Annotated in this window: 15 protein-coding genes and 3 pseudogenes; all 18 read left to right on the forward strand. The window is 68.4% G+C overall.

What is annotated here, in order from left to right; translation table 11 throughout:
• Positions 1–80 precede the first annotated feature (80 nt).
• The 18 genes and pseudogenes from IP90_RS09390 (at position 81) to IP90_RS09470 (ending at position 16,224) form a co-directional block, all read left to right on the forward strand.
• Positions 81–1,280 (forward strand): flagellin, encoded by a 1,200-nt coding sequence (locus IP90_RS09390; RefSeq protein ID WP_144899374.1) that lies wholly within the window; start codon positions 81–83, stop codon positions 1,278–1,280.
• Between the two features lie 344 nt (positions 1,281–1,624).
• Positions 1,625–2,998, forward strand: a complete 1,374-nt coding sequence (gene fliD / locus IP90_RS09395) for a flagellar filament capping protein FliD (RefSeq protein WP_144899375.1) — start codon at positions 1,625–1,627, stop codon at positions 2,996–2,998.
• A gap of 32 nt (positions 2,999–3,030) precedes the next feature.
• Positions 3,031–3,444 carry a flagellar export chaperone FliS gene (gene fliS / locus IP90_RS09400; protein ID WP_144899376.1) on the forward strand — a complete coding sequence of 138 codons (414 nt, stop codon included), beginning with the start codon at positions 3,031–3,033 and terminating at the stop codon, positions 3,442–3,444.
• The gene (locus IP90_RS09405) at positions 3,441–3,743 is read left to right on the forward strand and encodes a hypothetical protein (protein WP_144899377.1); all 303 of its coding nucleotides are present in this window, start codon (positions 3,441–3,443) and stop codon (positions 3,741–3,743) included. Before fliS ends, IP90_RS09405 begins: the two co-directional genes overlap by 4 nt.
• Before the next feature lie 8 nt (positions 3,744–3,751).
• Positions 3,752–4,327, forward strand: coding sequence for a PilZ domain-containing protein (locus tag IP90_RS09410; RefSeq protein WP_144899378.1), 576 nt, complete (start codon positions 3,752–3,754; stop codon positions 4,325–4,327).
• Between the two features lie 239 nt (positions 4,328–4,566).
• Entirely contained in the window at positions 4,567–5,199 is a 633-nt protein-coding gene (locus tag IP90_RS09415) for a response regulator (protein ID WP_144899379.1), read from the forward strand.
• Positions 5,200–5,358: 159 nt separating this feature from the next.
• On the forward strand, positions 5,359–6,777 hold the full coding sequence (gene rpoN, locus IP90_RS09420) for an RNA polymerase factor sigma-54 (RefSeq protein ID WP_144899380.1): 1,419 nt from the start codon (positions 5,359–5,361) through the stop codon (positions 6,775–6,777).
• Between the two features lie 41 nt (positions 6,778–6,818).
• A complete protein-coding gene (locus IP90_RS09425) occupies positions 6,819–7,202 on the forward strand; it encodes a response regulator (RefSeq protein WP_144899656.1) in 384 nt (127 codons plus the stop codon).
• A pseudogene (locus tag IP90_RS09430) lies at positions 7,195–8,341 on the forward strand (sigma-54 dependent transcriptional regulator); the annotation flags it as partial. The gene IP90_RS09425 and the pseudogene IP90_RS09430, both read left to right, overlap by 8 nt.
• Positions 8,342–8,463: 122 nt before the next feature.
• Positions 8,464–8,661 (forward strand): annotated as a pseudogene (locus tag IP90_RS16995) (helix-turn-helix domain-containing protein); the annotation flags it as partial.
• 80 nt (positions 8,662–8,741) lie between these two features.
• Positions 8,742–9,113: a flagellar hook-basal body complex protein FliE gene (gene fliE / locus IP90_RS17030; protein WP_144899382.1), complete on the forward strand. Its 372-nt coding sequence runs from the start codon at positions 8,742–8,744 to the stop codon at positions 9,111–9,113.
• 81 nt (positions 9,114–9,194) lie between these two features.
• Positions 9,195–10,883, forward strand: coding sequence for a flagellar basal-body MS-ring/collar protein FliF (gene fliF / locus IP90_RS09440; RefSeq protein WP_144899383.1), 1,689 nt, complete (start codon positions 9,195–9,197; stop codon positions 10,881–10,883).
• A gap of 10 nt (positions 10,884–10,893) precedes the next feature.
• Positions 10,894–11,880: a flagellar motor switch protein FliG gene (gene fliG / locus IP90_RS09445; RefSeq protein ID WP_144899657.1), complete on the forward strand. Its 987-nt coding sequence runs from the start codon at positions 10,894–10,896 to the stop codon at positions 11,878–11,880.
• Between the two features lie 35 nt (positions 11,881–11,915).
• The gene (locus IP90_RS09450) at positions 11,916–12,524 is read left to right on the forward strand and encodes a FliH/SctL family protein (protein ID WP_144899658.1); all 609 of its coding nucleotides are present in this window, start codon (positions 11,916–11,918) and stop codon (positions 12,522–12,524) included.
• Positions 12,521–13,870: pseudogene (gene fliI, locus IP90_RS09455) on the forward strand (flagellar protein export ATPase FliI); the annotation flags it as partial. The gene IP90_RS09450 and the pseudogene fliI, both read left to right, overlap by 4 nt.
• Before the next feature lie 80 nt (positions 13,871–13,950).
• Positions 13,951–14,412 carry a flagellar export protein FliJ gene (fliJ, locus tag IP90_RS09460; RefSeq protein WP_144899385.1) on the forward strand — a complete coding sequence of 154 codons (462 nt, stop codon included), beginning with the start codon at positions 13,951–13,953 and terminating at the stop codon, positions 14,410–14,412.
• Entirely contained in the window at positions 14,409–15,605 is a 1,197-nt protein-coding gene (locus IP90_RS09465; protein ID WP_144899386.1) for a flagellar hook-length control protein FliK, read from the forward strand. Before fliJ ends, IP90_RS09465 begins: the two co-directional genes overlap by 4 nt.
• Before the next feature lie 88 nt (positions 15,606–15,693).
• Positions 15,694–16,224, forward strand: coding sequence for a flagellar basal body-associated FliL family protein (locus IP90_RS09470; protein WP_144899387.1), 531 nt, complete (start codon positions 15,694–15,696; stop codon positions 16,222–16,224).
• The last annotated feature ends 1 nt before the right edge of the window (position 16,225 follow it).

Consider the following 16,225-nt stretch of genomic DNA (forward strand, 5'->3'; position numbering starts at 1 on the left):
GAATGGGCCGGGGCGGGTGAAATCCCCCACCCGCTCCGGCCCCGGCTTCAACTTCCAATCACGCCCAAGGAAACCTCTCCATGGCACAGGTCATCAACACCAACACGATGTCGCTCAATGCCCAGCGCAATCTGAGCACCTCCGGCGCTTCGCTCGCCACCACCATCCAGCGCCTGTCGTCCGGCCTGCGCATCAACAGCGCCAAGGACGACGCCGCGGGTCTGGCCATCTCCGAGCGCTTCAGCACCCAGATCCGCGGGCTCGATGTCGCGGTACGCAATGCCAATGACGGCATCTCGCTGGCCCAGGTCGCCGAAGGCTCGCTGACCGAGATCGGCAACAACCTGCAGCGCATCCGCGAACTGTCCGTGCAGTCGGCCAACGCCACCAACTCGGCCTCCGACCGCGCGGCATTGAATGCGGAAGTGAAGCAGCTGTCGTCCGAAATCGACCGCGTCGCCAAGCAGTCGGAGTTCAACGGCACCAAACTGCTCGACGGTTCGTTCTCCAGCCAGCTGTTCCAGGTCGGCGCCAACGCCGGCCAGGCGATCGCCATCGACAAGGTGGTCGACGCCAAGGCCAACGCGCTGGGCAACGTCAAGTTCGCTGCCGACCGCGTCGCCACGACCGTTGCCGCCGCCGCCACGTCCGACGGCAAGCTGTCGGGCCTGGCGCTGAACGGCGTAACCATCAGCGACGTCAGCTGGAAGGCCGGCGCCACCGGTGTCGAGGTCGCCAACAGCGTTGCCAACGGCATCAACGCGCAGATGGGCGAGACCGGCCTGCGCGCCACGGTCAGCAGCACCGGCGCCATCACCCTGGAATCGCTCAAGGCCGACAAGGACGTGACCTACACCGCCGGCACCATCACCGGCGGCGCGGGTACCCCGGGAACGCCGACCAACGCTACCGAAGTCGGCCTGACCGGCATTACCGCAGTCACCGCGGCGGCGACGGCCAACGCCAGCTTCGTGTCGACACTGGACATCAGCACGGTCAAGGGCGCGCAGCAGGCGCTGGAAATCGTCGACAAGGCGCTGACCTCGGTCAACGGCGCGCGCGCCGACCTGGGTGCGGTGCAGAACCGCTTCACCTCGGTGGTCGCCAACCTGCAGTCGAGCTCGGAAAATCTGGCCGCCTCGCGCAGCCGCATCCGCGACACCGACTTCGCCAAGGAAACCGCCGAACTGACCCGCACCCAGATCCTGCAGCAGGCCGGTACGGCCATGCTGGCCCAGGCCAACCAGGTGCCGCAGAACGTGCTGTCGCTGCTGCGCTGAGTTCCACCCGCTTCACTCCTTGATCTGTTCTCTGTCGTCACGGGCGGATTCGTCTCCCTCCGTTTGGCAGTACCCAACCCCTTCCGGCAACGGAAGGGGTTTTTTATTTTCGAATGAACCGGCAGGGAAGCGCGGATGGCATCGCAATGGCACAACCCATGCATCCGCCACCACGCCCGCATTTCTCGCCGCACGGCGCGCGCCGGCGGCGGGAGACGGAGAAGTGCGGACTAAAGAACGGCGGCCGGACGCCGTTACTGGAATACGGACCGCCGCGCATCCACCACCGGAAGCGCGGCGGTCCGGCACCCCTGTTTCCGGACGGGGACAACAGGAGATCGGCAATGGCGGACTACTCGCTGGGTTATGGCGGCATCGGCTCGGGACTGGACATCAACGGCATGGTCCAGCAGCTGGTCGCAGCCGATCGCAAGCCGGCCGATTCCAGCCTCAACCGCCTCGAAACCGGCGCCAAGTTCAAGCTGTCCGCGCTGGGCACGGTCAGTTCCGCCTTCAGTACGCTGGAAACGACCCTGAAGGCGCTCAAGGCCGCGGACGCCTTCGACGCGCGCACCGTCAAATCCAGTGTCGATACCGTGCTGGCCGCCACCGTCGGCAAGAGCACCTCCGCCGGCGGCAGCACGCCGACCGGTGCCTACTCGATCGAAGTGCTGGCGCTGGCCTCGGCCAACAAATGGGTGGCCGATGCGCCAGTCGCGGCCGACGCCAGGTTCGGCGCCGGAAAACTGACGCTGACGGTGGCCGGTGAAGACCTCTCCATCGACATCGCCGCCGACAGCACCCTGGCCGACGTGCGCAGCGCGATCAACGCGGCCGCGCGCAGCAAGGGCGTGCAGGCCAGCGTGCTGACTTCCAACGACGGTCAGTTCCTGTCGCTGTCGTCGGACAAGAGCGGCGCCGCCAACACTATTTCGCTGTCGTTCGCCGAAGGCGGCAGCGACCTGCAGGCCCTCGTCGGCAGCATGAAGCAGCGCACGCCGGCGCAGGACGCGAGGATCTCGATCGATGGCCTGACCATCACCGCCAGCGGCAACACCATCACCGAGGCGGTGCCGGGCCTGAGCCTGGAACTGAAGACACTCGGCACCAGCACCGTCACCGTGACCGGCGATCCGGCCAGCAACCGCAAGGTGGTGAAGGAGTTCGTCGACGCCTATAACGCCGCGATCGACGCAATCAATGCGTCCACCAAATACGACGCCGAGAACAAGACGCCATCCGCGCTGACCGGCGATGCGCAGATGCGCAGCGCCGCCGGCCAGTTGCGCAACCTGATGGGCAACCTGCTCGGCGATCTGGCCAAGCAGGGCCTGGACGCCAAGACGCTGGGCATCCAGACCAAGGGCTTTCCGGCTTCCGACGGCACGCTGGTGTTCGACAGCGCCAAGTTCGATGCGGCGATGGTCGCCAATCCGGAGAAGATCCGCGCCGCGTTCACCGGCAAGGACGGCTTTGCCGACAAACTGCAGACCGCGGTCGGCAGCTATCTGGGCAGCGATGGTGCCTTCACCGAGCGCAGCAACAGCCTCAATGCGCAGATCAAGGATGTCGCAACCCGGCGCGCCGCGCTGGATGCGCGCATGGAGGCGGTCGGCAATCGCTACAAGCGGCAGTTTGTGGCGATGGAAACCATGCTTTCCAAGATGACCAGCACCAGCCAGGCGCTGGCCCAGCAGCTGGCCGGACTGGCGCAGTAGCCGGCACGCCTGCCGCACAAGGAGAAACCGACATGTCGCCACATTCGTATGCCGCGCAGTACCGTGCTACCGGCCTGAGCAGTGCGGTCATGGACGCGGACCCGCATCGCCTGGTCGCGCTGCTGCTGGCGGGCGCCTGCGACCGCATCCGCCTGGCCGAGGCCTGCGTGCCGCGCGGCGACCTGGCGCGCAAGGGCAAGGCGATCGGCGAGGCCTGCGCGATCATCGGCCACCTCAACGGCTCGCTGGACCACGAAGCCGGCGGCCAGATCGCCGCCAACCTGTCGTCGCTGTACGACTACCTGCAGGCGCGGCTGACCGAGGCCAACCTCAACAACGACGTGTCGGCGCTGCATGAAACGCTGGAGTTGCTGGGCGAAATCGAATCGGCCTGGCTGGCCATCCCGCAGCAGCACCAGCAGCCGCTGTCGAGCATCGGCGCGTGACCGCTGCCGCGCCCACGCTGGCGACCCTGCTGGCCGGGCTGGACGAGCTGCAGGCGACGTTGCAGTCCGCCGACCTGGCGCGCGCGGACAGGCTGGTGGTCGAACACGATCGCGGCATGCGTGATTTCCTGCAGGCCGCGGGCGCCGACGGCGCCGCACGCACCGACCTGGAACGCCTGCAGCGGGCGCAGCAGATAGTGCTCGAGCAGATGTCGCGCCTGCGTGCGGACGCCGCGCGCGAGATGCGCGCCTTCGAGCAGGCCGAGCGCGCCGCACGCGCCTACCAGTCGATGACCTAGGAAAAGACATGGGCCAGGCCACCGCCATCGCCGGACACGGCGCCGAGATCGAACTCTTCAGCGACACGCTGAGCTGCGATGTCGTCCTGCCCGCGCGCTTCGATCCGGGTCCGGCGATGGCTGCGCAACATGCCGCCGAATCGTTGCTGCATGGCCTGGCGATCGCCGAGGACGTGCGCAGCGACGACAACGAGGAACGCGGCGAACTGCCGCAGTCGATGCAGCGGGTCGAGGCCAAGCTGGACCTCATCCTCGGCGTGCTCGGCAAGCTGACGCGCGCCCGCGCCGACGCGCTGCCGGTGCGCCACGCACGCTGGTCGCATCGCGGCCTGCGCCTGGACCTTCCCGCGACTTCCGGATTTTCAACCGGCGACAGCGGCGTGCTGCTGCTGCAACCGGCCGACTGGCTGAGCGACCATATCGAACTGCCGGCGCGCGTGCTGGCGGAAATGCCGGGACAGGACGGCCACCACCATCTCTGGCTGCGGTTCGGCACGCTGCTGCCGGGCCTGCACGACGCGCTGGAACGCCACCTCTTCCGCCTGCACCGGCGCCAGATCGCCGAAGCGCGCCGGCTGCGCTGAGCCGCGTCGGCGCGAACGGGCCCGCAATCGGGCCGGCTTTCGTCAACCAGGCTCACATCTTCAATGAGATGCACGACACGTTTCGCGCATGCCGCGCCGGCGCGAAACCGCGCTGCGGCGCGGGTGCCGTGCCCGGAACATGACGGCGCGCACGTCCGCATTGGACGAAAGACACATTGCGTGGACATCGTCGTCCATTATCTTGGTCGCACTTGGACGGAAAATCGGCTTGATGCCACGTGCGCGTTCTGATCGTTGACGACCACACCCTGGTGCGGGCCGGCATTGCCCGCCTGCTGCAGGGTTCGCCGGACATGGACGTGGTGGCCGAGGCCAGCGATGCGCAGCAGGCCATCGACCTGGCGATCATCCACCGTCCCGACATCATCCTGCTCGACCTGTCGCTGCCCGGGCGCAGCGGGCTGGACGTGCTGCAGCCGCTGCAGGAAGCGGTGCCGCACGCCAGAATCGTGATCATGTCGATGCACAGCGACCCGATCCAGGTGCGCAGCGCGCTGGATCGCGGCTGCGCCGGCTTCGTGGTCAAGGAAGCCGCGCCGCAGGAACTGGAACTGGCGATCCGCGCCGCCGCCGCCGGACAGGTCTTCCTGAGTCCGCAGGTGTCCTCGAAGATGATCGCGCCGCTGCTGGCCAACGCACGACCGACCGGCATCGACGCCCTGTCGCCCCGCCAGCGCCAGATCCTGCGCAAGCTCGGGCGCGGCATGAGCAGCAAGGAAATCGCGGTGGAGCTGGACATCAGCGTCAAGACCGTCGAGACCCATCGCGCGCGGATGATGGAGTCGCTGGGCTGCCGCCGTTCCAACGAACTGCTGCTGCTGGCCGCGAAACTCGACAGCGTGCTCGGCTAGGCGACCGTACTCTGACGGATGTAGGGAGATTCCCGACGGTACGTAGGGACAACTCCTGCCGGGGACGGAATTCCCCCGATTTTTTTTCCGTCACCGCTGCGTCACAGTTTCCTCGCGATGCGAACTCCAGCCGGAGCGGCCATCGAAAGGGGAAATCCGATGAAGATGGGAATCTCTGCCCAGCTTGGGCAGCAGCTGCATCTCACGCCGCAACTGCTGCAGTCGATCCGACTGCTGCAGCTCAGCGGCCTGCAGCTGGAAATGGAAGTGCAGCGCGCGCTCGAACACAACCCGCTGCTGGAACTGGAAGAAGACGCTCCCTCGCCCGCCGATGGCGACGCCGTGCCCGCCGATGCCGAAGTGGCGGCGTTCGACGAACTGCCGGAATCCTCGATCTGGGATGTCGCCGGCACCAGCTGGAGCGATCGCGACGACGACCGCCTGCAGCAGCTGCAGGCCGGCGAATCGACCGACCTGCACGTGCGCGTGCTCGATCGCCTCGCCCTGGAACTGGATGCGCGACAGCTGCAGGTCGCCGCGTTCTGGCTCGATCACGTCGACGATGCCGGCTACCTGCAGCAGGATCCCGTATCGCTGGCGCTGATCGCCGCCGCGCAGTTCGATATCAGCATCGATACCGCCGAGTCCCTGCGCCAACGCCTGCTGCATGGTGATCCCGCCGGCCTGGCCGCGCGCGACCTGCGCGAGTGCCTGCAGGCGCAGCTGTCCGCGCTCGATGAGCCGGCACCAGGCCGCACGCTGGCGGCGCGGATACTCGACCACTGCATCGACCTGCTGGCCGCGCACGACCTCGAAGCGATCGCGCAGCGAATGAAAGCAGACGCGACACAGGTACGGCAGGCGGTGCGACTGATCCTGTCGCTGCAACCGCGCCCGGGCGAAGCCGCCGAACCGGCCGAAGCCGTGCACGTGATTCCCGACGTCGTCGCCTGGCACGCCGACTGCGCCTGGCGGGTGGCGTTGAATCCGGCGACCACGCCGCGCCTGCGCGTGCCGGCCATGCATGAACGCGCACTGGAACAGGCTGCACAAGGCGATGGCGCCGGCAGCACCGGCGTGCAGAAGATGCGCGACCTGCTGCAGGAAGCGCGCTGGCTGACGCGCGGCCTGTCGATGCGCTACGACACGCTGCTGCGCACCACGCGCGCCATCGTCGAACGCCAGGCCGGTTATCTGGTCCACGGCGACGAGGCGATGGCGCCGCTGACACTGAAGGAAATCGCCGACGAGATCGGCATGCACGAATCCACCGTCTCGCGCATCACCACCGGCAAGTACCTGCAGACGCCGCGCGGCACTTTCGAACTCAAGCATTTCTTCGCCGTTCGCCTGGAAGGCGCCAGCGTCTCCGGCCCGGCAGTGCGCGCGATGGTGCGACGCCTCATCGAGGCCGAACCGGCCGGCAGGCCGCTCGCCGATGAGGCGATCGCCGGCCTGCTGGCGCGACAGGGCGTACACATCGCCCGCCGCACCGTGGCCAAGTACCGCGAGCAGCTCGACATCGCCCCTGCGCGCGCGCGCAGGACCGTGCCACGCCCGCTGGCCAAGGCCGGATGAGCGCGACTCCCATGACAGGCACCGCCATGAACGACCTACCGATGAAACCGCTCACCGTACTGCTGGTCGACGACCACGAAGGCTTCATCAACGCGGCGATCCGCCACCTGCGCAAGCTGCAGTGGCTGGAAGTGGTCGGCCGCGCCGGCAACGGGCTGGAAGCGATCGAGCGTTCCGAAGCATTGCGCCCGGACGTGGTGCTGATGGACCTGGCGATGCCGGAAATGGGCGGCCTGCAGGCGACGCGCCTGATCAAGACCCAGGACGCGCCGCCGTACGTGGTGATCGCTAGCCACTTCGACGATGCCGAGCATCGCGAACACGCGCTGCGCGCCGGTGCCGACAACTTCGTCAGCAAGCTTTCCTACATCCAGGAAGTGCTGCCCATCCTCGAACAGCTCAGGGAGCAACGCGGCCATGAGTGAATCCCGCATCCTCGTCATCGATGCCGACGCCAGCCGCGGCGAACACCTCGCCGGCCTGCTCGAATTCATGGACCTCACGCCGCGCTGGGCCACGTCGGCCGCCGAGGTCGACCTGTCACGCCATCGCGCCAACGACTGGATGGCATTGATCGTCGGCAAGCTGGAGCCGTGCGCGCAGACCGAACAGTTCTTCGCCTGGCTGGCGCGGGCGCCGTTGCCGCCGCCGGTGCTGCTGCTGGACGGCGATCCGGTTCAGTTCGCCGCCGCGCACGGCCTGCACGAGGCGGCGGTGTGGCCGCTGGAAACGCCGATCCGCCACGCACCGCTGAAAGCCTGCCTGCGTCGCGCCAGCCTCAAGCGCCTGGACACCGAGCACCAGGCACAGTCGGCGCACGGCAGCGGGCCGACCGGCAACAGTCCGGCGGTGCAGCAGCTGCGCCGCCTGATCGACCAGGTCGCCGCGTTCGACACCACCGTACTGGTGCTGGGCGAATCGGGCACCGGCAAGGAAGTGGCCGCGCGCGCCATCCACCAGCAGTCGCCGCGTCGCGACGGTCCGTTCGTCGCGATCAACTGCGGCGCGATCCCGCCGGACCTGCTGGAAAGCGAACTGTTCGGCCACGAGAAGGGCGCATTCACCGGCGCGCTGACCGCGCGCAAGGGCCGCTTCGAGATGGCCGAAGGCGGCACGCTGCTGCTCGACGAGATCGGCGACATGAGCCTGCCAATGCAGGTCAAGCTGCTGCGCGTGCTGCAGGAACGCAGCTTCGAGCGCGTCGGCGGCGGCCAGACCATCCGCTGCAACGTGCGCGTGATCGCCGCGACCCATCGCGACCTCGAGGCGCGCATCGCCAGCAACCAGTTCCGCGAGGACCTGTTCTATCGCCTCAACGTGTTTCCGATCGAGATGCCGGCGCTGCGCGAACGCAGCGAGGACCTGCCGGCGCTGGTCACCGCCATCGCCGCGCAGCTGGCGCGCACCGGCCGTGGCGAAGTGCGATTCGCCGACGAGGCGTTGCATGCGCTGCGCGCACACGCCTGGCCGGGCAACGTGCGTGAACTGACCAACCTGGTCGAACGGCTGGCGGTGTTGCACCCTGGCGGCCTGGTGCGCGCGCACGACCTGCCCCGGCGCTACCAGCCCGAAGACCTGGCGCCGCTGGCGTCGACGCCAGTCGCTTCCACGACGATTGGCGATACGACGCCCGTAGCCGCGACCGTTGCACCGGCGGCCGTGGAAACCATGGTTGCCAGCGACCAGCTGCCGGAAGAAGGCATCGACCTGCGCGAGCACATCGCGCGGATCGAGTTGAACCTGATCCGCGGTGCGCTGGATCGTGCCGGTGGCGTGGTCGCGCATGCCGCGCAACTGCTCGGCCTGCGCCGCACCACGCTGGTCGAGAAGCTGCGCAAGTACGGCGTCGAACGCGACGAGGCAGCGCTGGCGCCGGAAACCTGACGGCGCGGCGGCGGCCGTTCCGGCATGCGTCTTGCACGTGATTCGGACGGAACCCCCGGAACCACGCCGAAACCGCCGCCATGACTGATTCCGTTTCCTCGATCCTGTCGCAGATACGCGGCTACCAGAACCAGCTCGGCGCGCGCGCGCTGGACATCGCGCCGGGCCATGGCGCAATCAATCCCGGCGCGCTCGCTCCCACCGGCATCAACCCGGCACCAGCCAAGCCGGCCAGCTTCACCGAGACACTGCAAGGCGCACTGCAGGGCGTCAACGCCGCGCAGAAGGAATCCGGCGCATTGGCGACCGCGTTCGAACTCGGCGATCCGCGCGCGGACTTGGCGCGGGTGATGGTGGCCGCGCAGCAGTCGCAGGTTGCGTTCCGGGCCACGGTCGAGGTGCGCAACCGCCTGGTGCAGGCCTACCAGGACGTCATGAACATGCCGCTGTAGGCACGCAGCGGAAAACACGACCTTGAAGCGCGGCGCGCATGAGCCCGCGCCAATACGCAGTCAGGCAGGAATCACCACCCCATGGCCCTCGCTCTATCCAAGGATTCGCTGAAGGAATCGCTCAACGCCGAGAAGGCCGGCGCCGCGATCGCGCGCCTACAGGACACGCAGGTCGTGCGCCAGTTCGGCACCCTGCTGCTGATCGCCGGCGCCGTCGCGGTCGGACTGATGGTGTTCTTCTGGTCGCAGAAACCCGGTTACAGCCCGCTGTACACCGGCCTCGATGCCAAGGCCACCGCCGAGGCCACCGACATGCTGCGCGCCGCGCAGATCCCGTTCCAGCTGGACCAGGCCACCGGTGCGATCTCGGTGCCGGAAAAGAACCTGCACGACGCGCGCCTGAAGCTGGCCAGTTCCGGCCTGGTCGAGAACGGACGCCTCGGTTTCGAATTGATGGAGCGCGATCCGGGCTTCGGCGTCAGCCAGTTCGTCGAGAACGCGCGCTACCAGCACGCGCTGGAAACCGAATTGGTACGCACCATCGCCACGCTGCGCCCGGTGCGCGATGCGCGCGTGCATCTCGCCATTCCCAAGCCCAGCGCCTTCACCCGCCAGCGCGAAGTGGCCAGCGCTTCGGTGGTGCTGGAACTGCGCTCCGGCGCGATGCTGGAACGCAACCAGGTCGACGCGATCGTGCACCTGGTCGCGTCGAGCATTCCGGATCTCGCCCCCGAACGCGTCACCGTGGTCGACCAGAGCGGCCGCATGCTCACCATCAGCGATCCCAACAGCGATGCCGCGCTGAGCGCCGCGCAGTTCGAGCGCGTGCGCCGCCAGGAAACCTCGTTCAACCAGCGCATCCGCGAACTGCTCGAACCGATGACCGGCGCCGGTCGCGTCAACGCCGAAGTCGCCGTCGACATGGACTTCTCGGTCAGCGAGGAAGCGCGCGAGACCTTCACCCCCGACCCGGCGAAGCTGCGCAGCGAACAGGTCAGCCAGAACAGCATCAGCAAGCCCGGACCGGAAGGCGTCCCCGGCGCGGCCAGCAACACGCCACCCGGCCCCAATGCCGCGCCCGCGACCGCAGCCGCACCGGCTGCGCCGACCGAAACTTCCAGCAGCGCCACCCGCAATTTCGAACTCGACCGCACCCTGCAGCACACGCGGCAGCCGGCCGGACGGATCCGTCGCGTCACCGCCGCGGTGCTGGTCGACCACGTGCCGCGCGCCGGCGCCGACGGCAAGGTGCAGCTGCATCCGCTCGAAGCGGCCGAGCTGACCCGCATCGAAGCGCTGGTGAAGGAAGCGGTCGGCTTCGATGCCGAGCGCGGCGATTCGGTGTCGGTCATGAACGCACCATTCGTCAAGGACGGCGTCGGCGAAGTGCCGGAAGACGTACCGCTCTGGGAAAACCCGCTGCTGCAGAATCCGATCCTGCGCGACATCGCGCGCTATGGCCTCGGCGCCGTGGTGGTGCTGGCGCTGCTGTTCGGCGTACTGCGCCCGGCGCTGCGCCAGATCGCCAGTCCGCGCGCCGCGAAACGCCTGCCGGGCGCAACTGCGGAAGTGTCGGTGATCACCGACGACGAGGACGACGACGTGCTGGCGATGCTGCAGGAGGATCGCGTCGAAAAAACGCCGCCCGCGCCCATGGCGCTGGCCTCGGACGCCTACGAAGACCGCCTGCGCCAGGCGCGCGAGGCGGTGAAGGCCGATTCCAAGCAGGTCGCGCAGGTGGTCAAGGACTGGGTGGCGCACGATGAGTAAGGAACTGGCGTTGACCGGCGTGCAGCGCGCCGCGGTGCTGCTGCTATCGCTGGGCGAGGAGGACGCGGCGGAAGTGCTCAAGCACATGAACGCCAAGGAAGTGCAGAAGCTCGGCATCGCCATGGCCACCATCACCGGCATCACCCGCGAACAGGTGTCGCAGGTGATGGATGTGTTCGCCGCCGCGCTGGGCAAGCAGACCTCGCTGGGCATGGGCGCCGACGACTACGTGCGCAAGGTACTGGTGCAGGCACTGGGCGAGGACAAGGCCGGCAGCCTCATCGACCGCATCCTGCTGGGCCGCAACACCACCGGCCTGGACACGCTGAAGTGGATGGACCCGCGCGCCATCGCCGACCTGGTGCGCAACGAACATCCACAGATCATCGCGATCGTGCTGGCGCACCTGGACAGCGACCAGGCCGCGGAAACGCTGAAGATATTGCCCGAGCGCGCGCGTTCGGACGTGCTGCTGCGCATCGCCACGCTCGACGGCATCCCGCCGAACGCGCTCAACGAACTCAACGAGATCATGGAGCGCCAGTTCTCCGGAAACCAGAACCTGAAGTCGTCCAACATCGGCGGCGTCAAGGTCGCCGCCAACATCCTCAACTTCATGGATTCCGGCCAGGACCAGGCGCTGCTGGGATCGATCTCGCAGGTCGATGCCGAGCTCGGCTCGCGCATCCAGGACCTGATGTTCGTGTTCGACAACCTGCTCGATCTCGGCGATCGCGAGCTGCAGGCGCTGCTGCGCGAAGTGCCCAACGACCGCCTCGGCCTGGCGCTGCGCGGCGCCGATCCCAAGGTGCGCGAGAAGATCACCCGCAACATGTCGCAGCGCGCGGCGCAGATCCTGCTGGAAGACATGGAGGCGCGCGGCCCGGTGCGCCTGTCGGACGTGGAAATGGCACAGAAGGAAATCCTCGCCATCGTCCGCCGCCTCGCCGACGAAGGGGCGATCTCGCTCACCAGCAACAATGAGGAGCTGGTATGAGCATGGCCGCGTCGGGCAAGACGGCAAGCAGCGGCATGCACGGCGCGGTGCGCTGGCTGGCGCCCGCGTTGAATGCCATCGCCGAATCCGGTGCCGATGCCGAGGCGCCGGTGCTGCGGCCGCCGAGCGTGGAGGAAATCCAGGCGATCGAGGAAGCGGCCTACCGGGAAGGCCTGGAACGCGGTCGCAGCGAAGGCCATGCCGAAGGTTTCGCGCAGGGGCAGACCGAGGTGCGACGCCTCGCCGCGCAGATCGAAGGCATCCTCGACAATTTCTCGCGACCGCTGGACCGGCTCGAAAGCGAAGTGATCGGCGCGCTGTCGGAACTGGCGGTACGCATCGCCGGCAGCCTGGTCGGCCGCGCCTACCAGGCCGATCCGATGCTGCTGTCGGAGCTGACCAGCGAAGCGCTGGATGCGGTCGGTGGTGCCAGTCGCGACGTGGAGGTACGCATGCATCCGGATGACATCGCCGCGCTGACGCCGGTGCTGTCGCTGATGCCGGCCACGCGCCTGACCGGCGACACCAGCCTCAGCCGCGGCGACCTGCGCGTGCATGCCGAAAGCGTGCGCATCGACGGCACGCTCGAGGCGCGCCTGCGCGGCGCGCTGGAAAAAGTGCTGCGCAAGGGCGCCGGCGCATGAGCGCGCAACCACTCGACTGGCTGCAGGCGCGCGACCTGCGCCTCGCCGCGCGGCTGTCGAACATCCATCCCGACCTCGGCGGACGCGGACTGATCCGCGAAGGCATCCTGCGCCGCGCCGTCGGCCTCACCCTGGAAGCGATCGGCTGCGAAGCGCCGCTGGGCGCGACCTGCAAGGTCGAGGTCGAGGACGGCGGCTGGGTCGATGCCGAAGTCGTCGGCTTCGCCGGCGAGCGCACCTATCTGATGCCCAGCGCCGAACTGCACGGCCTGCTGCCGAATGCACGCGTGGTGCCGATGCGTGGCCGCGGTCGCGTCGAAGTCGGCGAAGGCCTGCTGGGGCGGGTGATCGACAGCGACGGCGTGCCGCTCGACGGCCGCGGCCCGATCCGCGCCGAAGCGACGGTCAGCATGTCCGGCGCCACCATCAACCCGCTGTCGCGCGAACCGATCACCCAGCCGCTGGATGTCGGCGTGCGCGCGATCAACGCGCTGCTGCCGATCGGCCGCGGCCAGCGCGTCGGCCTGTTCGCCGGTTCCGGCGTCGGCAAGTCGACGCTGCTGGGCATGATGACCCGCTACACCGCCGCCGACGTGATCGTGGTCGGGCTGATCGGCGAACGTGGCCGCGAAGTGCGCGATTTCGTCGAGAGCACGCTGGGCCCGGTCGGCCTGGCACGCGCGGTGGTCGTCGCCAGCCCGGCCGACCGGCCGCCGCTGGCGCGGCTGCAGGGTGCGTATCGCGCCACCGCCATCGCCGAATGGTTCCGCGACCAGGGTTTGAACGTATTGCTGCTGATGGATTCGCTGACCCGCTTCGCACAGGCGCAGCGCGAGATCGGCCTGTCGGTCGGCGAACCGCCGACCACGCGCGGCTATCCGCCGTCGGTGTTCGCGCGCCTGCCGGCGCTGGTCGAACGTGCCGGCAATGGCGCCAAGGGCCGCGGCTCGATCACCGCTTTCTACACCGTGCTCACCGAAGGCGATGATCCGCAGGACCCGATCGCCGACGCCGCGCGCGCGATCCTCGACGGCCACATCCTGCTGTCGCGTCGCGTCGCCGACAGCGGCCTGTATCCGGCTATCGATGTCGAATCCTCAGTCAGCCGCGTGGTCACCGAGATCGCCGACGAAACCTGGCGCGACCGCATCCGCAAGCTGAAGCGGTTGTTGTCGGCCTACAACGGCAACCGCGACCTGATCGCGATCGGCGCCTATCAGCGAGGCAGCGATGCCAGCGTCGACGAGGCCCTGCAACGCTGGCCGGAAATCGTCGAATTCCTCGGCCAGGACGTGGCCCGCGCCGCTGACCTGCCGCACAGCCGCGAAGCGCTGGAGCGTCTGGTGGGCACGCCCGCCGCCGCGCGCGATGCACTCAACGACAGTACTCTCGACCACATCCTGCAAGAACGCCAGGAGACGACGCCATGATGCAATCCCGCCGGATCGACCCGCTGCTGCGCCGCGCGCAGGACCACGAGGACGCCGTCGCGCGCGACCTGGCCGAACGCCAGCGCACGCTGTCGATGCACGAATCGCGGCTGGAGGAGTTGCGCGGCTATGCCGAGGAATACGCCAACAGCCAACTGGCCGCGACCAGTCCGGCGCAGCTCGCCAATCGCCGCGCATTCCTCGATCGCATCGACAGCGCGTTGCAGCAGCAGGCGCGCACCGTCGACCATAGCCGCGCCAGCGTCGACGTCGAGCGTACGCGGCTGCTGCTGGCCGGCCGCGACAAACAGGTGCTGGAACAGCTCGCCGCCAGCTATCGCGCGCAGGAACACCAGGTGGTCGAACGCCGCAACCAGCGCGAGATGGACGACCTCGGTGCGCGCCGCGTGCGCCTGGCCGCAGCCGCCGCGGCGCAGGAAACCGAGGAAGCGCAATGAACACGGCGACATTGGCCGGCCTGGCGCCAACCGCCTCGCCGGCGTCGCGTTCCGCCGACGCCAAGCCGGCGACACGCGATGCAACCACCGCAGCCAACGGCGACGACCGGTTCGAACGCCTGTTGCGCGGGAAGGAAGCCGCAAGAAATCCGGCGGTCGCCGCCGGTACGGAAAGCACGGAAGGCAGCGCGGAAGCGGCAGCCGTTTCCACCAAACCCAAGGATGCCGACACGCCCGAACCTGCACAGGAGCAGGACGAGGACACGCGCGACTGGCCTCTGGCGGCGCTGGCGCTGCTCGGCATTCCGTGGACGGACGCAGCGCAGCCGGCCCAGCCCGTCGCGCTGCCGGAAACCGCGACTGGAGTCGCGCCCACTGCGTTGCCCGGCGGAGGCGGCGGAGCAGGCTCTGCTCCTCAGGCACAGGCGCTGGCATCGGCAATTGATGTTTTGTCCGCGGGTATCGAAGGTGAACCGGCGCCCGCCACAGCCGGCATCGATGCAACGACCGGACTGCCGACCGAGGCACGGCCTGTCGACAACACCGCAACCACTGCCAGATCCGCAGAGAATCCGTTGCCTTCCGCCACGCAACTCGCCGCCACTGCCCCGGCGATCGCGCCGGAAGCGTTGCCGATCGCGCCGACATTGAAGGAACTGACCGACACGCTGCGCCAGGACGCCGACGGCGACTCGGCCGCGCCCACGATCAACGCCGCAGCCGCACCCTCGCCGTCCACCCATGGCCTGCCGCGCACCGCGACGGTCAATCTGCTGGCCGCGCCGACGCCGGACCTGCACAGCGAACACTTCGACGAGGCGATCGGCACTCGCCTGACCTGGATGGCCGAACAGAAGATCGGCCACGCCCATATCCGCATGACGCCCGAGCAGCTGGGGCCGGTGGAAATCCGCCTGCGGCTGGAGGGTGATCGCGTCCACGCCGACTTCGACAGCGCGCAACCGGAAGTGCGGCAGGCGCTGGAAAGCAGCCTGCCGAAACTGCGCGAGATGCTCGGCCAGCACGGTTTCCAGTTGGCCCACGCCGACGTCGGCCATCGCCAGGAGGCACCGGCACGCCATCCGGATGCCCGCAACCACGACGGCGCGCCGAGCGCGGAAGGCACCGATCTGCGCAGCCCATCGCCGGCACCACGCCATTCGGTCCGCGGCCTGCTCGACGCGTACGCGTGATCCCTGCGCGCGTCAATTTTCCGGCTGACGCCAATACCGCCATCGGCACACCGCTTGCATCGGATCTCCCGTCCGCCCCAGGAGATCCATCCGCGTGTCTTCCGCCAAGAACAACGCCAAGGCCGCCAAGGCCGACATCCTCAAGTCAGGCAAGCCCTGGCTGCTGATCGCCGTCATTGCCGTGGTCGCCGCGGGCGCGGCCGGCGGCGGTGCGTGGTTGTTCGCCAGCCGCTCGGCTGCGCAGCAGATCGAACAGGAACAGGCCAAGGCCAGGAGCAAGGCCTCGCGCATTCCGGCGCCGGCGCAGTACTTCGCGCTCGAGCCGCCGTTCGTGGTCAACCTCGCCGGCGCCATGGCCGGTCCGCGCTACCTGCAGGTGGAGGTGCAGTTGATGACGCGCGATCCGGAGGCGCTGAAGAATGTCGAACAGCACGCCCCGGCGATCCGCGCCAAGCTGCTGATGCTGTTCGCGCAGGCGCAGGCCGACGCGCTGGCCGATCGCGCCGGCAAGGAAAAACTGCAGGCCGCAGCGCTGCGCGACGTGAAGGCGCTGATGACCGCCGAAACCGGCAAGCCCGGCGTCGAGCAACTGCTGTTCACCAGCTTCGTGATGCAGTAGG

Origin of the sequence: Luteimonas cucumeris, assembly GCF_007830035.1 — a bacterium.
Taxonomy (GTDB): domain Bacteria; phylum Pseudomonadota; class Gammaproteobacteria; order Xanthomonadales; family Xanthomonadaceae; genus Luteimonas_C; species Luteimonas_C cucumeris.

What these genes read in the sequence shown, in the direction of transcription:
- IP90_RS09390 (WP_144899374.1), top strand. Translation starts at nt 81, where the DNA reads ATGGCACAGGTCATCAACACCAACACGATGTCGCTCAATGCCCAGCGC.
- fliD (WP_144899375.1), top strand. Translation starts at nt 1,625, where the DNA reads ATGGCGGACTACTCGCTGGGTTATGGCGGCATCGGCTCGGGACTGGAC.
- fliS (WP_144899376.1), top strand. Translation starts at nt 3,031, where the DNA reads ATGTCGCCACATTCGTATGCCGCGCAGTACCGTGCTACCGGCCTGAGC.
- IP90_RS09410 (WP_144899378.1), top strand. Translation starts at nt 3,752, where the DNA reads ATGGGCCAGGCCACCGCCATCGCCGGACACGGCGCCGAGATCGAACTC.
- rpoN (WP_144899380.1), top strand. Translation starts at nt 5,359, where the DNA reads ATGAAGATGGGAATCTCTGCCCAGCTTGGGCAGCAGCTGCATCTCACG.
- IP90_RS09425 (WP_144899656.1), top strand. Translation starts at nt 6,819, where the DNA reads ATGAAACCGCTCACCGTACTGCTGGTCGACGACCACGAAGGCTTCATC.
- fliE (WP_144899382.1), top strand. Translation starts at nt 8,742, where the DNA reads ATGACTGATTCCGTTTCCTCGATCCTGTCGCAGATACGCGGCTACCAG.
- fliF (WP_144899383.1), top strand. Translation starts at nt 9,195, where the DNA reads ATGGCCCTCGCTCTATCCAAGGATTCGCTGAAGGAATCGCTCAACGCC.
- IP90_RS09450 (WP_144899658.1), top strand. Translation starts at nt 11,916, where the DNA reads ATGCACGGCGCGGTGCGCTGGCTGGCGCCCGCGTTGAATGCCATCGCC.
- fliJ (WP_144899385.1), top strand. Translation starts at nt 13,951, where the DNA reads ATGATGCAATCCCGCCGGATCGACCCGCTGCTGCGCCGCGCGCAGGAC.
- IP90_RS09465 (WP_144899386.1), top strand. Translation starts at nt 14,409, where the DNA reads ATGAACACGGCGACATTGGCCGGCCTGGCGCCAACCGCCTCGCCGGCG.